General features: G+C 35.5%; 16 protein-coding genes. 5 read left to right on the top strand and 11 right to left on the bottom strand.

Annotated features, from left to right (window positions below):
- Window positions 1-6: 6 nt before the first annotated feature.
- Genes AC3WOM_RS20315 through AC3WOM_RS20305 form a run of 3 tightly spaced genes read right to left on the bottom strand, consistent with a single transcriptional unit; the run spans window position 7 to window position 4495 of the window.
- Entirely contained in the window at window positions 7-759 is a 753-nt protein-coding gene (locus AC3WOM_RS20315; RefSeq protein ID WP_492448115.1) for an IclR family transcriptional regulator, read from the bottom strand.
- Window positions 760-775: 16 nt separating this feature from the next.
- Complete coding sequence (locus AC3WOM_RS20310; RefSeq protein ID WP_492448114.1) at window positions 776-2455, bottom strand: hydantoinase B/oxoprolinase family protein; 1680 nt, start codon at window positions 2453-2455, stop codon at window positions 776-778.
- 3 nt (window positions 2456-2458) lie between these two features.
- Window positions 2459-4495, bottom strand: a complete 2037-nt coding sequence (locus tag AC3WOM_RS20305; RefSeq protein ID WP_492448113.1) for a hydantoinase/oxoprolinase family protein — start codon at window positions 4493-4495, stop codon at window positions 2459-2461.
- A gap of 311 nt (window positions 4496-4806) precedes the next feature.
- Here AC3WOM_RS20305 and AC3WOM_RS20300 point away from each other — a divergent pair, with 311 nt between their 5' ends.
- On the top strand, window positions 4807-5040 hold the full coding sequence (locus tag AC3WOM_RS20300) for a hypothetical protein (RefSeq protein WP_492448112.1): 234 nt from the start codon (window positions 4807-4809) through the stop codon (window positions 5038-5040).
- Window positions 5041-5202: 162 nt separating this feature from the next.
- On the opposite strand, the gene AC3WOM_RS20295 is transcribed toward AC3WOM_RS20300, so the two are convergent.
- The 3 genes from AC3WOM_RS20295 to AC3WOM_RS20285 all read right to left on the bottom strand — a co-directional run bounded on the left by AC3WOM_RS20295 (window position 5203) and on the right by AC3WOM_RS20285 (window position 8160).
- Window positions 5203-6021: a permease prefix domain 1-containing protein gene (locus AC3WOM_RS20295; RefSeq protein ID WP_492448111.1), complete on the bottom strand. Its 819-nt coding sequence runs from the start codon at window positions 6019-6021 to the stop codon at window positions 5203-5205.
- Window positions 6014-6358 (bottom strand): PadR family transcriptional regulator, encoded by a 345-nt coding sequence (locus tag AC3WOM_RS20290; RefSeq protein ID WP_492448110.1) that lies wholly within the window; start codon window positions 6356-6358, stop codon window positions 6014-6016. The genes AC3WOM_RS20295 and AC3WOM_RS20290 overlap by 8 nt, the downstream gene beginning before the upstream one ends.
- A gap of 122 nt (window positions 6359-6480) precedes the next feature.
- Window positions 6481-8160 (bottom strand): formate--tetrahydrofolate ligase, encoded by a 1680-nt coding sequence (locus tag AC3WOM_RS20285; RefSeq protein WP_492448109.1) that lies wholly within the window; start codon window positions 8158-8160, stop codon window positions 6481-6483.
- 210 nt (window positions 8161-8370) lie between these two features.
- Here AC3WOM_RS20285 and AC3WOM_RS20280 point away from each other — a divergent pair, with 210 nt between their 5' ends.
- Complete coding sequence (locus AC3WOM_RS20280) at window positions 8371-8571, top strand: cold-shock protein (protein WP_004269397.1); 201 nt, start codon at window positions 8371-8373, stop codon at window positions 8569-8571.
- Window positions 8572-8621: 50 nt separating this feature from the next.
- Here the strand turns inward: AC3WOM_RS20280 and AC3WOM_RS20275 are convergent, their stop codons facing one another.
- Window positions 8622-9407: a VOC family protein gene (locus tag AC3WOM_RS20275; RefSeq protein ID WP_427545076.1), complete on the bottom strand. Its 786-nt coding sequence runs from the start codon at window positions 9405-9407 to the stop codon at window positions 8622-8624.
- Window positions 9408-9728: 321 nt separating this feature from the next.
- On the opposite strand from AC3WOM_RS20275, the gene AC3WOM_RS20270 reads away from it, so the two are divergent.
- Window positions 9729-10217, top strand: coding sequence for a flavin reductase family protein (locus AC3WOM_RS20270; protein WP_492448108.1), 489 nt, complete (start codon window positions 9729-9731; stop codon window positions 10215-10217).
- A 169-nt stretch (window positions 10218-10386) separates the two neighbouring features.
- Window positions 10387-10869, top strand: a complete 483-nt coding sequence (locus tag AC3WOM_RS20265; protein WP_492448107.1) for a hypothetical protein — start codon at window positions 10387-10389, stop codon at window positions 10867-10869.
- Between the two features lie 406 nt (window positions 10870-11275).
- Here AC3WOM_RS20265 and AC3WOM_RS20260 read toward each other — a convergent pair whose 3' ends face one another.
- The 4 genes from AC3WOM_RS20260 to AC3WOM_RS20245 form a co-directional block, all read right to left on the bottom strand.
- The gene (locus AC3WOM_RS20260) at window positions 11276-11431 is read right to left on the bottom strand and encodes a YezD family protein (RefSeq protein ID WP_427545070.1); all 156 of its coding nucleotides are present in this window, start codon (window positions 11429-11431) and stop codon (window positions 11276-11278) included.
- Between the two features lie 479 nt (window positions 11432-11910).
- Window positions 11911-12504: a TetR/AcrR family transcriptional regulator gene (locus tag AC3WOM_RS20255; RefSeq protein ID WP_492448106.1), complete on the bottom strand. Its 594-nt coding sequence runs from the start codon at window positions 12502-12504 to the stop codon at window positions 11911-11913.
- 105 nt (window positions 12505-12609) lie between these two features.
- Entirely contained in the window at window positions 12610-13284 is a 675-nt protein-coding gene (locus tag AC3WOM_RS20250) for a phosphopantothenoylcysteine decarboxylase domain-containing protein (protein ID WP_492448105.1), read from the bottom strand.
- 95 nt (window positions 13285-13379) lie between these two features.
- On the bottom strand, window positions 13380-14273 hold the full coding sequence (locus AC3WOM_RS20245; RefSeq protein ID WP_492448104.1) for a LysR family transcriptional regulator: 894 nt from the start codon (window positions 14271-14273) through the stop codon (window positions 13380-13382).
- A 117-nt stretch (window positions 14274-14390) separates the two neighbouring features.
- On the opposite strand from AC3WOM_RS20245, the gene AC3WOM_RS20240 reads away from it, so the two are divergent.
- Window positions 14391-15293 carry a DMT family transporter gene (locus AC3WOM_RS20240; protein ID WP_492448102.1) on the top strand — a complete coding sequence of 301 codons (903 nt, stop codon included), beginning with the start codon at window positions 14391-14393 and terminating at the stop codon, window positions 15291-15293.
- The last annotated feature ends 167 nt before the right edge of the window (window positions 15294-15460 follow it).

Raw genomic sequence — 15460 nt, 5'->3', positions numbered from 1 at the left:
TTGTTGTTATAGTTTAGATATGTGAGATTGAATTTGATGAGCAATTTTCACTAACTGTTCAAGCATGTATTTCTCCCTTTGATCGTCAATGTCATATACTAATCCAGAAATCGTAAGAGATGCCATGATTTCTTTCTTATAATTGAATAATGGTACACTTATACCAAAAGCATGTTCATTGTACTCCCCGACAGTAACACACCACTTATTTTGTCGTATGGTTTGTAGCTCCTCTTGTAAATTATCAAGAAGCTTTTTATGTTCCTCTTCAGACTGCTTTTCATGAAAATAGGCTAACAATTCTAGCTGCCTTTCTTTGTCTAAATAGGCAAACATAACTTTACAGGAAGCACCGATATAAAGCGGTGTTTTTGTACCTAAGGACACCGCATATTTTATATTCTTACTACTTTCAGCAATTTTTGTTGTGACACCATACTCATTATCCATATAAGTTAGAAATACTGATTCATTGATTTCACTTGCAAGACTTTGCATCAATTCATAAATTGTAAAATGAGGGTCACTTGTATTGGAGAGCGTGTCATGAAATATAAACATTTTATAACCTAATTTATATTTTTTTGTAGCATCATCCTGTAATAAATACCCAGCTTCTGTAAATGTATTGATTGTTCTTTGCACAACACTTGTATGCAGTTTTGTCATGCGTGAAATTTCACGTACACCTAATGCGCTTTCTGTAGTTGCAAAGCATTCTAGTATATCCAATGAGTTTTTTAATGTCTTGACAGTCATTTGTATATTTCTCCTTTTATGCGTTTTGGTAACCGTAACGTTTTTCAGCTACCTCTAAAGAAATATATCCATTTATTAGATCTTTTTCAATTGCTTTCTTACTTCTCTCTTGTGGATTGCCATAGCCACCCCCTGTTGCTGTGACAAGCTCAATACAATCTCCTTTCTGTAATTCATAATTGGCGAGTACTCCTACTGGTCCCACCTTTGTACCATCTTTTTTATGAATAATCAGATAGTTATGCGAGCCTTCCTCCCCATCATTTAAGCCAAATGGTGCAAATTGATGTCTACCTAAGTTGACAGAAACCTTTTGACCATCATGATTAACGGTATAAACTCGGCGTACACCTAAGCCACCTCTATATTGCCCTGCACCAGCACCATCGCAATTTAAGCTATATTCATCAATCTGAATACCGTATTTTGTCTCTGCAATTTCAACAGGAAGATTATACGTTTCTCCATCTCCCATACAATATTGCCCACTTTGGCCATCCTCATCATTTGACGCTCCCCAGCCACCTACTGAAGGCTCAACAATTAGGAAGGACTCATTATTTTCAGGATTTTTGCCTGTTAAGATAAATGTACAAACCGACTGTAAATGCCCTGCTGATAATCTTTCTGGTAAATAAGGTGCAAGTGCCTTCCAAATTAAGTCTGCTGCTCCAATACGTGCCTCAAAGTTCATCGAAACAGGATGTGGACGCTTGGCTGATACAATTGAATTATCATCTGTAAGAATCGTTAAGCGTTTAAAGACACCTTCATTAATCACATCAATATCTCCAAGTAATGCTAAGAACATTACACGAACACTAGCCATTAAACCAAATTGTGAGCAGTTTACTGGCACATTAACAGCAGGATGTGAGCCTCTAAAGTCACAAATAAATTCTTCATCGCTAATCGTTACTTTCACTTTAATTGGATAAGGTCCACCTTTTAATGGATCGCCTTCAATAAAGTCCTCTGCATAAAATTCACCTTTTGGTAGATGTTGAAGCTCAAGCTCTACAATTTTTTCACCCTTGTCCAATAATTTTTGAATGGACAACTTCACCGATTCAGCACCAAATTTCCGACAAAGCTCTGCAATCCGTTTTTCACCTGTTTTTAAGGCTGCTACTTGTGCAAACATATCTCCAATAGATAACTCTGGTAGACGAACATTTGTAGATATGATTTCATAAATGCCTTCGTTGAGCTCGCCCTTTTGATAAAGCTTTACACCTGGTAGCTGAAGACCTTCCTGATAAATTTCATTCGAGTTACTTGTAAATGAACCAGGGTCCATCCCACCTACTTCGGTCCAGTGTGCTTTATTTGCAGAATAAGCAATAATTTCTCCATTGTAGAAAATCGGTAAAACCAATCCTACATCTGATAAATGCGAGCCTCCTCCAACATAAGGGTCATTTATAATGATGACATCCCCTTCGTTTAGTTTTTTCCCATTATCATATTTTTCTATGACACGTTGAACCATTGGACTCAGCATCCCAATAAAACTTGTCACACCATTTCCTTGGCTAATCAAATTTCCCTTGGCATCCGTTAAACCACATGCATAATCTAAAACCTCATAAATAACAGGGCTCATAGATGAGCGAGCTAATGCAACAAACATCTCATCTCCAATGGCCAGCAATGAATCCTGAATAATTTCTATAGCAAAAACATCTTTTTTCATGTGTTATTTCCCCTCCATCTCTACAATCAGATTGCCGTATTTATCTATTTCAATAGATTGCTTTTTATTTATCACAACTGTAGATGTAGGACTTTCCACAATAGCAGGACCAGCAATAACATAGCCAGGTACTAACTTTTGTTGATCGTAGACATTTACCTCTACCCAGCCTGTTTCTTTGACGTATAACTTTCGTGTTGCTTTTATACATGTAGAAGCATCAATATGTGAGAAATCTAACTCCTTAAACTGGACCGCTTCATCTTTCCCATAAATAGTGAGATGTAAATTTACTAGCTCTATTGAAGTCTCTGGTAAGTCAAAAGAGAACTCCTGTTTATGCTTGATATGGAAAGCTTCTGCTAATTGAGCTAGCTCTTCTTCATGAAGCGAAATATTTGATGCATTCAATTTAACTGCATGCTCTTGACCTTTATAGCGCAAATCATAATTAATCTCGAAATAATAATGTTCCTTCGATAAAGGTGCATCCGCATAAGCATTTTCAATAGCCTCATCAATATTTTTTTGAATAGCAGTTAAATGATGATCATCAAAATTCATTAAGCTTGTTTGAATATAATCTTGTCGGTATTCCGTCATCATCATCCCTAATGCTGAAAAGACCGATGAGCCATATGGAATAATAACTTTCTTCATGCCCAGTTCTTCTGCTAAATTAATCGCATGTAGTGGACCACCGCCACCAAAGGCAACCATTGTAAAATCCTCAGGGTCATAGCCTTTACGAATAGAAATTAGCTTAAGAGCATTTAGCATATTAGAGTTGGCAATATCTAAAATTCCTTGTGCTGCTTCTTCTGCTGTCACATTAAACGGTTTCGCGATTGCTTCAGTAAGTGCCTCCTCCACTTTGTCAATAGACACTGGATTATCGAAGTTTTCTAATGATAATCTTCCTAAATAGACATTTGCATCTGTAATTGTTGGCTGCGTATTGCCTAAGCCATAAGCAACAGGTCCTGGATTTGCACCAGCAGAATCTGGACCAACTTTTAAGGAGCCGAATTGATCGATGCGTGCGATGGAACCACCACCATTACCGATTTCAACAATATCTACAACAGGTGTTTTAATCGGATAGCCTGCAAATTTTTCATTTCTTTCAATATAGTAATCTGTTGTAACATTTACTTTTCCTTCAGTAATGAGTGAACATTTTGCTGTCGTTCCGCCAACATCAAATGCAATAATATTTGATTCATTTAAAAGCTCTCCTAGTTTTGCTGCACCAAACATACCCGCTACAGGACCAGATTCAACTAGATTAATTGGCAATTCCATCGCTTTATCAAAGCTTGTCGTTCCTCCATTTGATTGCATTATTTTCAAATGATCTGTTATACCAATCGAGCTTAATTTTTCTTTTAGGTTTTTTAAATAAGCATGTGCAATTGGCTTTACATATGAATTTAAAACAGTAGTATTTGTTCTTTCGTATTCTCGATATTCTTTAATCGTTTCGCTTGAAAGTGTGATATACACCCCTGGCCAAAGCTTTTCAATTTCTTCTTTTAGCTGTAATTCATGAATTGGGTTTTTATATCCATGAATCAATGAAATAGCAATAGCCTCCACACCTAATTCCTTGAATTTTCTAACAATTACTCCAACTTCCTTGGTATTAAGCGCTTTCATAATATTTCCTTTAAAATCGATACGCTCATCAATTTCTTGTCGTAAGTAACGCTCTACAAAAGGTTCTGGTTTTTTATATTTAAAATTATATAAGTCTGGACGATTACCACGAGCAATCTCTAATACATCACGGAAGCCTTTCGTTGTAATTAACCCAACTACTCCCCCTTTTCTTTCCGTTAATGTATTAATAATGACCGTTGAACCATGAATAAATGATTCAATCAATGAATCTTCCGTAACGTGTCGCCCTAATACATTTAAAATACCGTCCTCAAAATGACCTGGAGTCGTATGCCCCTTGTCAAAATGAAGATTTCCCTTCTCATCTGTGTAAACTAGGTCAGTAAAAGTACCGCCAATATCTGTTGCGATTTTCAAGTCTTCATCCCTCCATGTTCCTATTATCGGAACAGTGTTCCAATTAAGAATTAAGTAAATTATATTTAAAAGAAAAAGAAAATTCAATGTATTTTTTAAATAAAAATTCATTTGACAATTAAATTCATGGTAAAAATCCACTTTTTCTTACCATTGTTAGGTGGTTATTTATAAAAACCACCAAATATTACATTACATAAACTTTCCCTAATAGGTAATAAAAGAAAAAAGACCCTGGTTATACACCAAAGTCCTTAACTTCATAATAAGTTTAAACTGCTCATATCCTTTTTAGGAGAGGATGATTATATATGAAAAGCCTTTTAGAAAATATAAGCTTGTTAGAGAACGTTTATGAATTATCTATTGCCGTACTTCTTCTATGTTCCCTGTTTTCTGTAAGACTTTTTAAAAAAATAAAGCGAGAAAGAAAGCTTTCTGTCTTTGAATTTACAATGTATATGCTCATTCGAATAGCCATTTTTTTATGGCTAACTAGTTTCTTACTTATTCGATATGGTACCTATTTACCTTTGAACTTTTGAGAATAGTAAAAGCTGCCCTTTCTAACTTAAATGGAGCAGCTTTTTTGTATCTTTATATGCTATGATGTACAACCAAACAATTTTTAGGGCATTTTAGTTAATAAATCAATACTAAAGACAAAAACCAAAATTGCTACAATTCTTCCTGTTTTTTAATAAATATCAAGTAACCTTTTCCCTACTAAATTTGTAGATCCAGTAGCCAACAACATTTAATAAAGCAAATATCAGTATCCACCCAATAGTTAATCTTTTTTGATGGTACGCATTAATCGTTGCCCAAATTGTAAATAAAACTGCATAAACTGCAACACCTATTAAGAATACTACAATCATCAGAATATCCATATGCCTTATTTCCATACTGATATACCATTCTGAATTTCCATTGCCAAATGGATACATATCAAAAATCCATTCAGGTGCCCATGCCGCTTTTTCAAGTTCGTAATTTGGCACTGCATTATCTACATATTCAAATATAGATGTATAATTTTCTGCGTCATGCTTAACATCTTGTATATTATAAATTTGAACTTTTATAATTTGATTTGTACTTTGTACTAAGTTTTCAATTTCTTTGCTTATATCTTCTGTGATGACTTTTTTATTTTCTAAAATATCGAATATTTGTGAGGCAATAACTGCATTTTCATGTGATTTTTGCTCACCTATAGCCCACATAGATCCGAATACAGTTGAACTAAGAACAAGAATTGTTATTGCAAGATAAAGCACCCACTTTGCAAAGGTTTTTTGTGCCCTAAACAATTGCCCTAAAACAGTTCGTATCTCCTGTTCTCCACCAAATCTCTCAATTGCAATTTCGATAGCAGCTTCTTCTGATTTTCCTTCTCCCCTTAGCTCATGTACAGCCTCTAATAAATGACTTTTCATTTCTGCCTTTAATTCGATTATTTCTTTTTTATTACCCTCAAAATTGTCATATACCGAATCTACAAACACTTCGATTTTATTCATGTTTTTTACCCCCTTCCAAAAATGTATCAATAATCGTTTTAACGAAATCCCATTCTAAACACTTTTCTTCAAAACCTACTATACCAAGTGATGTGAGTTTATAATATTTCCTTCTCCCACCTGGTCCTTGTTCATCGCCCCAGTAAGATTCAATCCATTTATTTTTTTCTAATCGCTTTAAAGACAAATAAAGTGTACCTTCTTTTAATTCAAATTGTTTATCACTTTTTTCTCGTACCATTTTAGCAAGTTCATAGCCATACATATCCTTACTAAGTAGCAGTGATAGAATTATTGTGTCAATATGACCTTTTAAAACCTCTTTATTCACTTCCATTTTTTACTCACCCCAATTCAATATATTATATAATACTTTATAATACAAGGTATTCATTTTTATAAAGAAATGAAAAAAGCTGCTCCTATTAGTAAAAGGAGCAACTTTAACATTTTTATTATTTAGAACAATCCTATTGCATGGCCCTCATTATCCACATCCATACGCAATGCAGCTGGTGCTTTTGGTAAGCCTGGCATTGTCATAATGTCACCAGTTAAGCAAACTAAAAAGCCTGCGCCTAGCTTAGGAATAACCTCACGAATTGTTACCGTGAAGCCCTCTGGACGACCGAGTAAATTTGGTTGATCGGATAAAGAGTATTGCGTTTTTGCCATACAAATCGGTAGCACATCCCATCCAAATTTTTCAATCTGGGCAATTTGTTTTTTCGCTTGGTCAGTAAATTGCACATCTTTCCCGCCATATACCTTTTGTACGATGGTACGAACTTTTTCTTCAATGGACTCTGTTACATCGTATAGAGGTGAGAAATTGTTTTCTTCATCTAAGACAGAAAGTACTTGTTCAGCTAAGGCAAGCCCGCCTTTACCGCCTTCTTCCCAGACATTTGTACGTGCAATGCGCACATGATTCACTTTGCACCAGTTTAACACTGCCTCTAACTCCGCTTCTGTGTCTGTTATAAATCGATTTAATGCGATAATCGGCTCAACGCCAAATGTACGAATTGTCTCGACATGTTTAGCTAAATTTTCGATTCCTTGTAATAGGGCAGCAACGTTTTCTCCTACAAGCGCTGTTTTCGCAACACCACCATGCATTTTTAAAGCTCTAATCGTTGCTACAATAACAACGGCACTTGGTTTAAAGCCGGCTTTACGAGCTTTAATGTTCATGAATTTTTCAGCACCTAAATCAGAGCCAAAACCAGCTTCTGTAATCACGATATCCGCTAGCTTACGAGCAGTTTGTGTCGCCATAATTGAGTTGCAGCCGTGTGCAATATTGGCAAACGGTCCACCATGTATAATCGCAGGTGTGCCCTCAAGCGTTTGTACTAAATTTGGTTTAAAGGCATCTTTTAATAATAGTGTTAAGGCACCCTCTACTTGTAGATCACGCACAAATACAGGCTCACGCTCAAATGTGTAGCCAATTACGATGCTTGCTAAACGCTCACGTAAATCTTCTATGCTTGTCGCTAAACAAAAGACAGCCATTATTTCTGATGCAACTGTAATGTCAAAGCCGTCTTCACGCGGCATCCCTTGTACAGGACCACCAAGACCAACAACTACTTTTCGCAGCGTTCGATCATTTAAATCCATCACACGCTTCCAAATAATGCGACGCGGATCAATGTTTAACGTATTGCCTTGATGGATATGATTATCTATAAAGGCTGATAGTGCATTGTTGGCAGCTGTAATCGCATGCAGGTCACCAGTAAAATGTAAATTAATATCCTCCATCGGTACAACCTGTGCGTATCCACCGCCTGTTGCGCCACCCTTTACCCCCATTACTGGACCTAGGGACGGCTCACGCAAAGCCACAACTACATTCTTATTTAACTGATGAAGAGCATCCGCCAGTCCAACAGTTACAGTTGACTTTCCTTCACCTGCTGGAGTAGGACTAATCGCTGTTACTAAAACTACCTTTGCATCCTCACCCTGTGCTGTAATTTTTAATGGATCGATTTTTGCCTTGTAGCGTCCATACTGCTCGAGGGCATCCTCTGGAATACCTGCTGTTTTCGCAATATCCGTAATAGGCTTCATAACCGCTTGACTCGCGATTTCTAAATCTGTTAATGGTTGATTTTTCGTTGTCATTTGGCATCCTACTTTCTATGTTGTTCAACTTCATTATAGACTTTATTGTGAAAGAAAACATAATTAGTTATGCAAGCAATTCGACAATCAATTGACAACTTTGTTCAATTCATGTATGTTCTTAATGAAAATGCATTTTTTCACATTTTCTCAATTATGTCAGACTTAATTGATGATTTTTACATTCAAGCGCATTGGAGGCGAATGCTTATGCAACAGGGAATCGTAAAGTGGTTCAATAATGAAAAGGGTTATGGCTTTATTGAATGTGATGATGGAGAAGATGTATTTGTACATTTTACGGGGATCCAAGAGGAAGGCTTCCGTACACTTGAAGAAGGTCAAAAAGTTTCATTTGACGTGGTGGAAGGCAATCGAGGACCACAGGCGTCAAATGTAGTGAAATTATAAGCGTAAAGGAGCTGTTCTATTATACTGAACAGCTCCTTTTTATATTTTAATCAACGATTAACCCAATAAAATGCAGCTGGAAAAACAAGCGTTTCCTTTGTTCTGTCAGAATCTTTTAATGTCACCCCAAATGGTCCCTCTTTTACGTGACCAAGTGTCAAAGTACTTGCCGCTTCTTTCTCATAAAAATCCAAACGAATATTGGGCAATTGTAAGGATATAAATTGAGCATGTTGTTGAGGCTCAGGTAATTCTAGTACTTTCTGCCATAATTCAACTGTAGCTTGCACATCTTTAACAAAAAATTGAACGGACTCCATCGTTATAGAATGATTCGTATCAATCGCTCCACTTTCCTCTAACTGCGAATATCGTTTTTCATCCCCGTCAGCCCACTCAATCAAAAATGGAAAATCAATTGGTAGCCCCGATTTCCCAAAATGTAATAACTTCCATTCTACAACGGAGCCGTCTGGACGAGTTCTGCTACAGGCATCAGGTCCATAAACTTCTAAGCCCATTGCACGTAACCTTGCCCCTTGTTCCTCAATATTTTTAGTTCGCAATGCAATTCGTGAAAAACCATAGCGCTCTTTGTCACGCTTAAACGTATAATGTAAGGAATAAGGCAATTTTGCTGCATGTTCAAATAAATCACGATCATAGATGGCAATTTGCTCAATATAGTTTAATCCAAAATAGCTTAACGTATTATATGTCCCCCACATTGTGTGTTGGCCCCCGTTCACTGTATGGATATTACGTTTGTTTAAAAAAACCTTTGAATTCTCCGGTGATTGAACTTGATGAACCAAATGATCAAAATACAAAGTCATATCTAACCCCCCTTTTTCTCTTTCATTATATACTTTACCTGTTAGTTTTGTTGGTTTAAAATAATATTAATAATATTCTGATAGTTATGAAGTTACTCTATTTTATGATTGCTATTTTTTAATGCGCATTGAAAAGGTTTTTCATTTCCAATAATTAATGGTATATTCACTTAAAATGAAACGTTCATTATAGGGGGGTTCTCCTTATTTCCACTTTCGGGCAGTTGATTGCTCATTTATGTTTTTGCTTCGTTTAAATCTTGAAGTGGAATTTTCACAGTTCATTCATTTATAAGGATAAAATAACAAGAGGTGATTAGAATGTCAGATAAAATAGCTGCTTTTAAACTAGCATTAGGGAATTATCCTACAGGTGTTACAGTTGTCACTGCCTGTAATGACAAAAATGAACCAATTGGTCTAACTGTAAACTCCTTTACATCTGTTTCCATTGAGCCACTCCTTATTTTATGGTCGCTTGATAAAAAATCGCAGCTACATCCATATTTTACAGCTACCAAAAAATTTGCTGTCAATATTCTAGCGAGTAATCAGGAGCATTTATGTACACTATTTTCAAGTAAAATTCCAGATCGTTTCTCACAGGCGAAATGGTCAACTTCCATTCACGGTCTACCGATTTTACATGATACAGCAGCCATATTACAATGTAAAACATTTCAGCAAATTGATGCAGGCGATCACACAATATTTATTGGGCAAGTCCTTGAAATTGATGCTACTCAAATAGAGCCTCTACTCTATCATCGAAGACATATCGGTCAAATCCCAAAAAGCTTTTATGAATAAAATGAGTTTGTGCAAAAAAACAGGATGATTGGTAGACATCATCCTGTTTTTCATTAATGTTCGCTATATTATAAGCTCTCTAGTATTTTTTTATATAAAACTTTAGAATCTTAAGGTATTTTGTTGATATTTTTGTAGTAACTTTCTTGAAAGCGTGGAGGAAATTTAAATGAAAAATTGTATTCTGATGATGCTTTTTGGCTTTACCTTAATTTTATCAGCTTGTTCTCGAGGTGAGGTTGATGTACAGGAATATTCAGGGATTATTGGTAATGGAAAAGCTTTAGGTTATGAGTACACCGTAACAAAAGAACAACATAAATTTTCTTGGAAGGTTGGCTATAAAGGACATTTAACTATTATCGAAGAAAGTGCTGCCAGCGAGGATAGTTTAGTAAATTATATGCATGCTGTAAATAATAGTAAATCAGTATTATTAAAACTTGTATTATCGGTTTTATACTTTTTAGTTATTATGATAACAACACTTATCCTTAATAGAAAAAAAAGAAAAATATTAAAAAGCGGAAGTGTGATAATAGCTATATTGGCAGGTTTCGCTGTATATGTTGCCATTAAAGCATCTATTGATTTAAGTAGTTCATTACAAGAAGCAAAATACTATTATTTGATAATAACTAATTTAAAGTAAGGGATTTATTCGAACAGCATTAGTTTAAAAAATAATCAAAGCATTTAATCTCTCACATAAAGTAAGCGGATATTAAAATGAATAATTTAATCAACCTTTAGATAAAAATCATAGGAGACGGTGATAAAAGAATGTTAAAATATCAAACACCCCTTATTTCGCACCTTTTTGATTAGCTATAAAAAGCCATATATAAGCACAGGCAATTACTCCTGCTTATATATGGCCTTCAGACGTCTGGTCAACTATTACTATCCTTTTTCTCCCCGAATAATAAGCAATAAGAATCCGCTACTAGATAATCAAATTCAACTGGATTGAGACGTTACACAAGTGTTGTCACAAGTAAAGGCTCTAGTTTGAATTCCGCTCCCTGTCAAGAAATTTCCTGCCATAAAGCTTTCTTTTACCTTTTCTGTGGAAATCTTTGCTTTTCAAGTCTGTTAATTTGAACGATGACACCGTCTTGAATTGTAATTTGCACTTCGCCAAATTCTAAATTTTGAATTGCTTTGGCAATTGCTTCTATTTTTTTGTCATCTACCTTTGCTTGCTGAGCCATACGATACACCCCTTCATTTCATTCTTTTGTACAAAAGAGGCTGACGCATCAAATTAATTGATAGCCCCTTATTTCCTTCTGTTGGATTTAGCACCTTCACTGTTGACTGCCAAGGCTTCATGGGCCTAGTCCTTTTATCTCTCGTTAAAAGAATTACGTTTCTTGGAAATAATTCTATAATTCTGAAAACCTAATGTCAATATAAATATTACAAAACCTAGAAGAATACTTTGAAATTAAGAAAAAGGGTGTATCTTCTGTATAAGTATGGACTTTCATTCATGGATTTCTTGTCTTTTCTTTTACTTCCTCCATATATATTCTATTGGTCCTCTGCTGCATTTATTTCTCCATCCAACAAAGAATATGACGCTGACTTATACATTGTTTAGTTAGATGGATGGAGCCTACAATCATAATAAGGACTTAATCTATATTGAAAACAATTTGATGGAATGCTTATACATATGCAAGTAGGATTACTTTACATCATTGATCTCCCCAATAACACTTTCAACAGCTTCCTTCCAAATGTCTTTGTAATTTAATGGGCTACCAATAAGCATGAAATTTCCAATATTATCATAAACCATCGCAAGTACATGTGCCTTCGCTTCAATATTTACATCATTGATTGCCTTAATTTGAACAGCATATTGCAATAATTCATAAAAGCTTGCTAGAAAACCAGTTTGTAAATCATCTAATCTTTTCATATAGCTTTCATCACGAGAAGCTAATAGCATATATTGATTAAATATTTTATTAAAATATGGATCCTTCTTTTGTTCTTCAATTGAAATATACCCAATTTCTAAGAGCTTCGACTTTAGGTTACTTTTTGAAATATCCTTAAAGTCAAAGGTCATTTCGAGTTTAATTTCTTTACAGATTTCCTCAAATAAATGAGCTATTAATTGATCTTTTGATTGAAAGTAATAGTAAATTGCTGGTTTTGATATTCCTACTTCTGCTGCAATCATTGCTAAGCTTGATTTTTCAAATCCCTTTTCCGCAAACATAACGTAAGCAACTTCTAGAATTTTATTAAATGTTTGTTCTCGATTTCCCATTATACCCTCCATTTTTTACCGGTCGTTAAGTGAATATTAAATTATATAACTATTTAAGACAAGAAAAAGCTATGTAGAGTCTTGAAAATCTACACAGCTTAACGATTAGTTTTGTTGTAAGCATTCCATTAATGCCTTGGCCACTTCTTCCTTACCTATCACCTTGAATGGTTGACCTTCTGCTGGAACAATCCAATGCGGTTCTTGTCCACTATATAATGATTGAGAGCTATTTGCTACCATAAATTGAGCATTGGCTGTTTGCATTCGTAGTCGTGCCCGTGATAATAAAAACTCATCATCATCTGTAGCCTCAAGCTTAAAGCCCACTAATGTCACATTGGGCTGCCAACCTTTTATTTGTCCTAATATTTTTGGCGCTTTCTTAAAGTGAATAATAGGTGGCTCATCAGATGGCATTTTACCCGCTTCCTTCATTAGATTACCTGATTGATCATACACTTTGTCAATAATCCAGTCAGAACCAGCTGCAGCCATAATTACAATATCCACCTGTTCTTCTTGCACAGCCTGACGAATCTTCTCGCCTAAATCTTCAATGCCCTCAAATCTAATCGTACGCATTTTATCTTTATTTGCTGGAATTTGTGCAAAATAGCCATGCATATACAAAACATTTGCGCCAGCAGCTAGTGCTGCCTCTGCTAAATAACAGCCCATTGTTCCCCTTGATAAATTCGTGTGCCCTCGTACTTGATCCCATTTTTCAAGTGTTCCCCCACTTGTAATGAGTACGGTTTTCCCTTGTAATGTCCCCATACACTCACCCATTTTCTTAAATATCTACAAATACTATTCTAACGTAATGCTAGGAAATGCATCAATGCCGTTTTTCTTGTTCTCCTACTTACCAGTCATGCTGGATTATTTTGCTCTTGAAGCCAAGTACTTAAAATTTCTGCAAATTTCTTAGTAACCGGAGATGCTTGGTGCTTCATAGCGATACCAATTGTACGGTACCCGCCTTGCTTTAAAGGAATTGCCTTTAAAGTAGGCGGTAATGTATTTATCACTAGCTTTGGTAAAATACTGATGCCGAGTTGGTGGGAAATCATCGAAATAATCCCTACTTCTTCTGATAGTTCAAAGCGAATATTCGGCTTTACATGATATTGCTCCAAAATGACTTTCACATCATTTGTTCCTTTATAGGAAGTCATGATAAAGGGCATATCCTCTAGTTCAATAATATCTATTTCTGTCTTATTAAATAATGGACTTTTATCAGAGACGATACATAACAGTGGATCCTGCTGTAGTTCTGTAAATAGAAATTGCTCTGATTTTTGACCATTTAAAAATCCTACTTCGACCTCTCCACTAAGAAGCCATTGTTCAATCTCATAATAGTCTCCCTCACGCAATTCAACTTGGATCCCTGGAAATTGATTGTCCATAATTCGAATAATTTCTGGCATCCAATTGGAGGAGATACTTGAAATAACACCTATTCGTACTTTACCACGAGTTACACCAAGTATATGTGCAGCTTCCTGCTGTAGCAGCTCTTGTGCATCTAGAACATGCCTCATTGCCCTTAGCATAGTATCTCCTTCACTTGTTAATGTGACACCAGCTCGACTTCTGTGAATAAGCGCAAAACCGAATTCTTTTTCTAAACTAGAGACAGCGTGACTCACTGCGGATTGCGTTAATCCTAATGCATCTGCAGCTTTTGTAAAGCTCGCCACCTCCGCAACCTTTGTTAAAATCTCATATTTAACTAAACTCATCGCAAACCTCTTCATACATGAATTTTTTTAATCCTAATCATTATAAACATTCGTTTTACTAATCACAATACAAGATATATAGTAATTTTTAGTATAAAAACTGTTTTAGTACACAGATTGCAGGTGAACATAATGAGTATCCAAGGAAAAGCAAATTTATTAATGGTGATAGTGACAATGTTTTGGGGATTGTCTTATACCTTTATGGTGATGGGGCTAGAGACATTGGCTGTTTATAATGTAGTGGCATTACGTTGTATCATTGCTTTTGTTGTAGCAGGCATCATCTTTTATAAACGTATGATAAAAGTCGATGTAAAAACATTTAAATATGCAGCTATTCAAGGGTTACTATTATTCATTGTGTTCGCTCTTAGCTTATTCGGTCTTGAATCAACTTCTGCCTCAAATGCTGGCTTTATTTTAAGTTTAACGGTTGTCTTAGTACCTATCTTTAGTAGTTTTATTGAGAAAAAATTGCCTTCAAGAGCTGTAAGTTTTGCTATTATTTGTACAATGATTGGCATTACTGTTTTAACTGCACATGGCTCCTTTACCTTTCAAAAAGGTGATATTCTAGTGGCCATCGCTGCACTATGTTATTCAATTTATCTATTGTTAAATAGTTCTTTTACAAGAAATGTTGAATCTATTTCTTATGGCATTTACCAACTTGGTTTTGCTGGATTATATGCACTTGTTTTAACTTTCTTATTTGAAACACCAACACTTCCAAATTCCTCTAGCTCATGGATTGCTATTATAGGGCTTGGTGTCATTTGCAGTGCATTTTGCTTTGTAGGGCAAACTGTTGCACAACAGTATACGTCTGCTACACATACAGGTCTAATTTTTTCCTTAGAACCTATTTTTGCAGCAATGTTCGCGATGATGTTTATTGGGGAAGGATTGACGTTAAAATTAATGATCGGTGGTAGCTTTATTCTAATTGGAAACCTTTTTGCACAGTTAGAGCAACTTCATGTGCTACGTTTTCTTAGAAAGCACCAACAGGAAAAAGCGATACACGAATAAAAGACAGAGTGCTCTATACTCTGTCTTTTCATGTTGTTGAAATACTATTATGTCAATGACATCAAGGTGACAAATTAAAAAGTATAGCCTTTTTTCAAAACGAGGGGTTGATCTCCGTTCCGACTGAGTGCTTTCCTGGGGGCGTCCGATGAGCCGCTTCACTCGCG

This window comes from Lysinibacillus sp. FW301-JW8 (assembly GCF_058788755.1).
Note: the sequence above shows the minus strand (reverse complement) of the source record. Positions and strands in the feature narration are given on the sequence as shown.

Bases quoted from the DNA above. Each gene is read 5' to 3' on its own strand.
- AC3WOM_RS20275 (WP_427545076.1), bottom strand. From the start codon at position 9,407: ATGACTTTGTATTTTGATCATTTGGTTCATCAAGTTCAATCACCGGAG.
- AC3WOM_RS20280 (WP_004269397.1), top strand. From the start codon at position 8,371: ATGCAACAGGGAATCGTAAAGTGGTTCAATAATGAAAAGGGTTATGGC.
- AC3WOM_RS20290 (WP_492448110.1), bottom strand. From the start codon at position 6,358: ATGGAAGTGAATAAAGAGGTTTTAAAAGGTCATATTGACACAATAATT.
- AC3WOM_RS20295 (WP_492448111.1), bottom strand. From the start codon at position 6,021: ATGAATAAAATCGAAGTGTTTGTAGATTCGGTATATGACAATTTTGAG.
- AC3WOM_RS20255 (WP_492448106.1), bottom strand. From the start codon at position 12,504: ATGGGAAATCGAGAACAAACATTTAATAAAATTCTAGAAGTTGCTTAC.
- AC3WOM_RS20315 (WP_492448115.1), bottom strand. From the start codon at position 759: ATGACTGTCAAGACATTAAAAAACTCATTGGATATACTAGAATGCTTT.
- AC3WOM_RS20260 (WP_427545070.1), bottom strand. From the start codon at position 11,431: ATGGCTCAGCAAGCAAAGGTAGATGACAAAAAAATAGAAGCAATTGCC.
- AC3WOM_RS20245 (WP_492448104.1), bottom strand. From the start codon at position 14,273: ATGAAGAGGTTTGCGATGAGTTTAGTTAAATATGAGATTTTAACAAAG.
- AC3WOM_RS20300 (WP_492448112.1), top strand. From the start codon at position 4,807: ATGAAAAGCCTTTTAGAAAATATAAGCTTGTTAGAGAACGTTTATGAA.
- AC3WOM_RS20240 (WP_492448102.1), top strand. From the start codon at position 14,391: ATGAGTATCCAAGGAAAAGCAAATTTATTAATGGTGATAGTGACAATG.
- AC3WOM_RS20250 (WP_492448105.1), bottom strand. From the start codon at position 13,284: ATGGGGACATTACAAGGGAAAACCGTACTCATTACAAGTGGGGGAACA.
- AC3WOM_RS20270 (WP_492448108.1), top strand. From the start codon at position 9,729: ATGTCAGATAAAATAGCTGCTTTTAAACTAGCATTAGGGAATTATCCT.
- AC3WOM_RS20265 (WP_492448107.1), top strand. From the start codon at position 10,387: ATGAAAAATTGTATTCTGATGATGCTTTTTGGCTTTACCTTAATTTTA.
- AC3WOM_RS20285 (WP_492448109.1), bottom strand. From the start codon at position 8,160: ATGACAACGAAAAATCAACCATTAACAGATTTAGAAATCGCGAGTCAA.
- AC3WOM_RS20310 (WP_492448114.1), bottom strand. From the start codon at position 2,455: ATGAAAAAAGATGTTTTTGCTATAGAAATTATTCAGGATTCATTGCTG.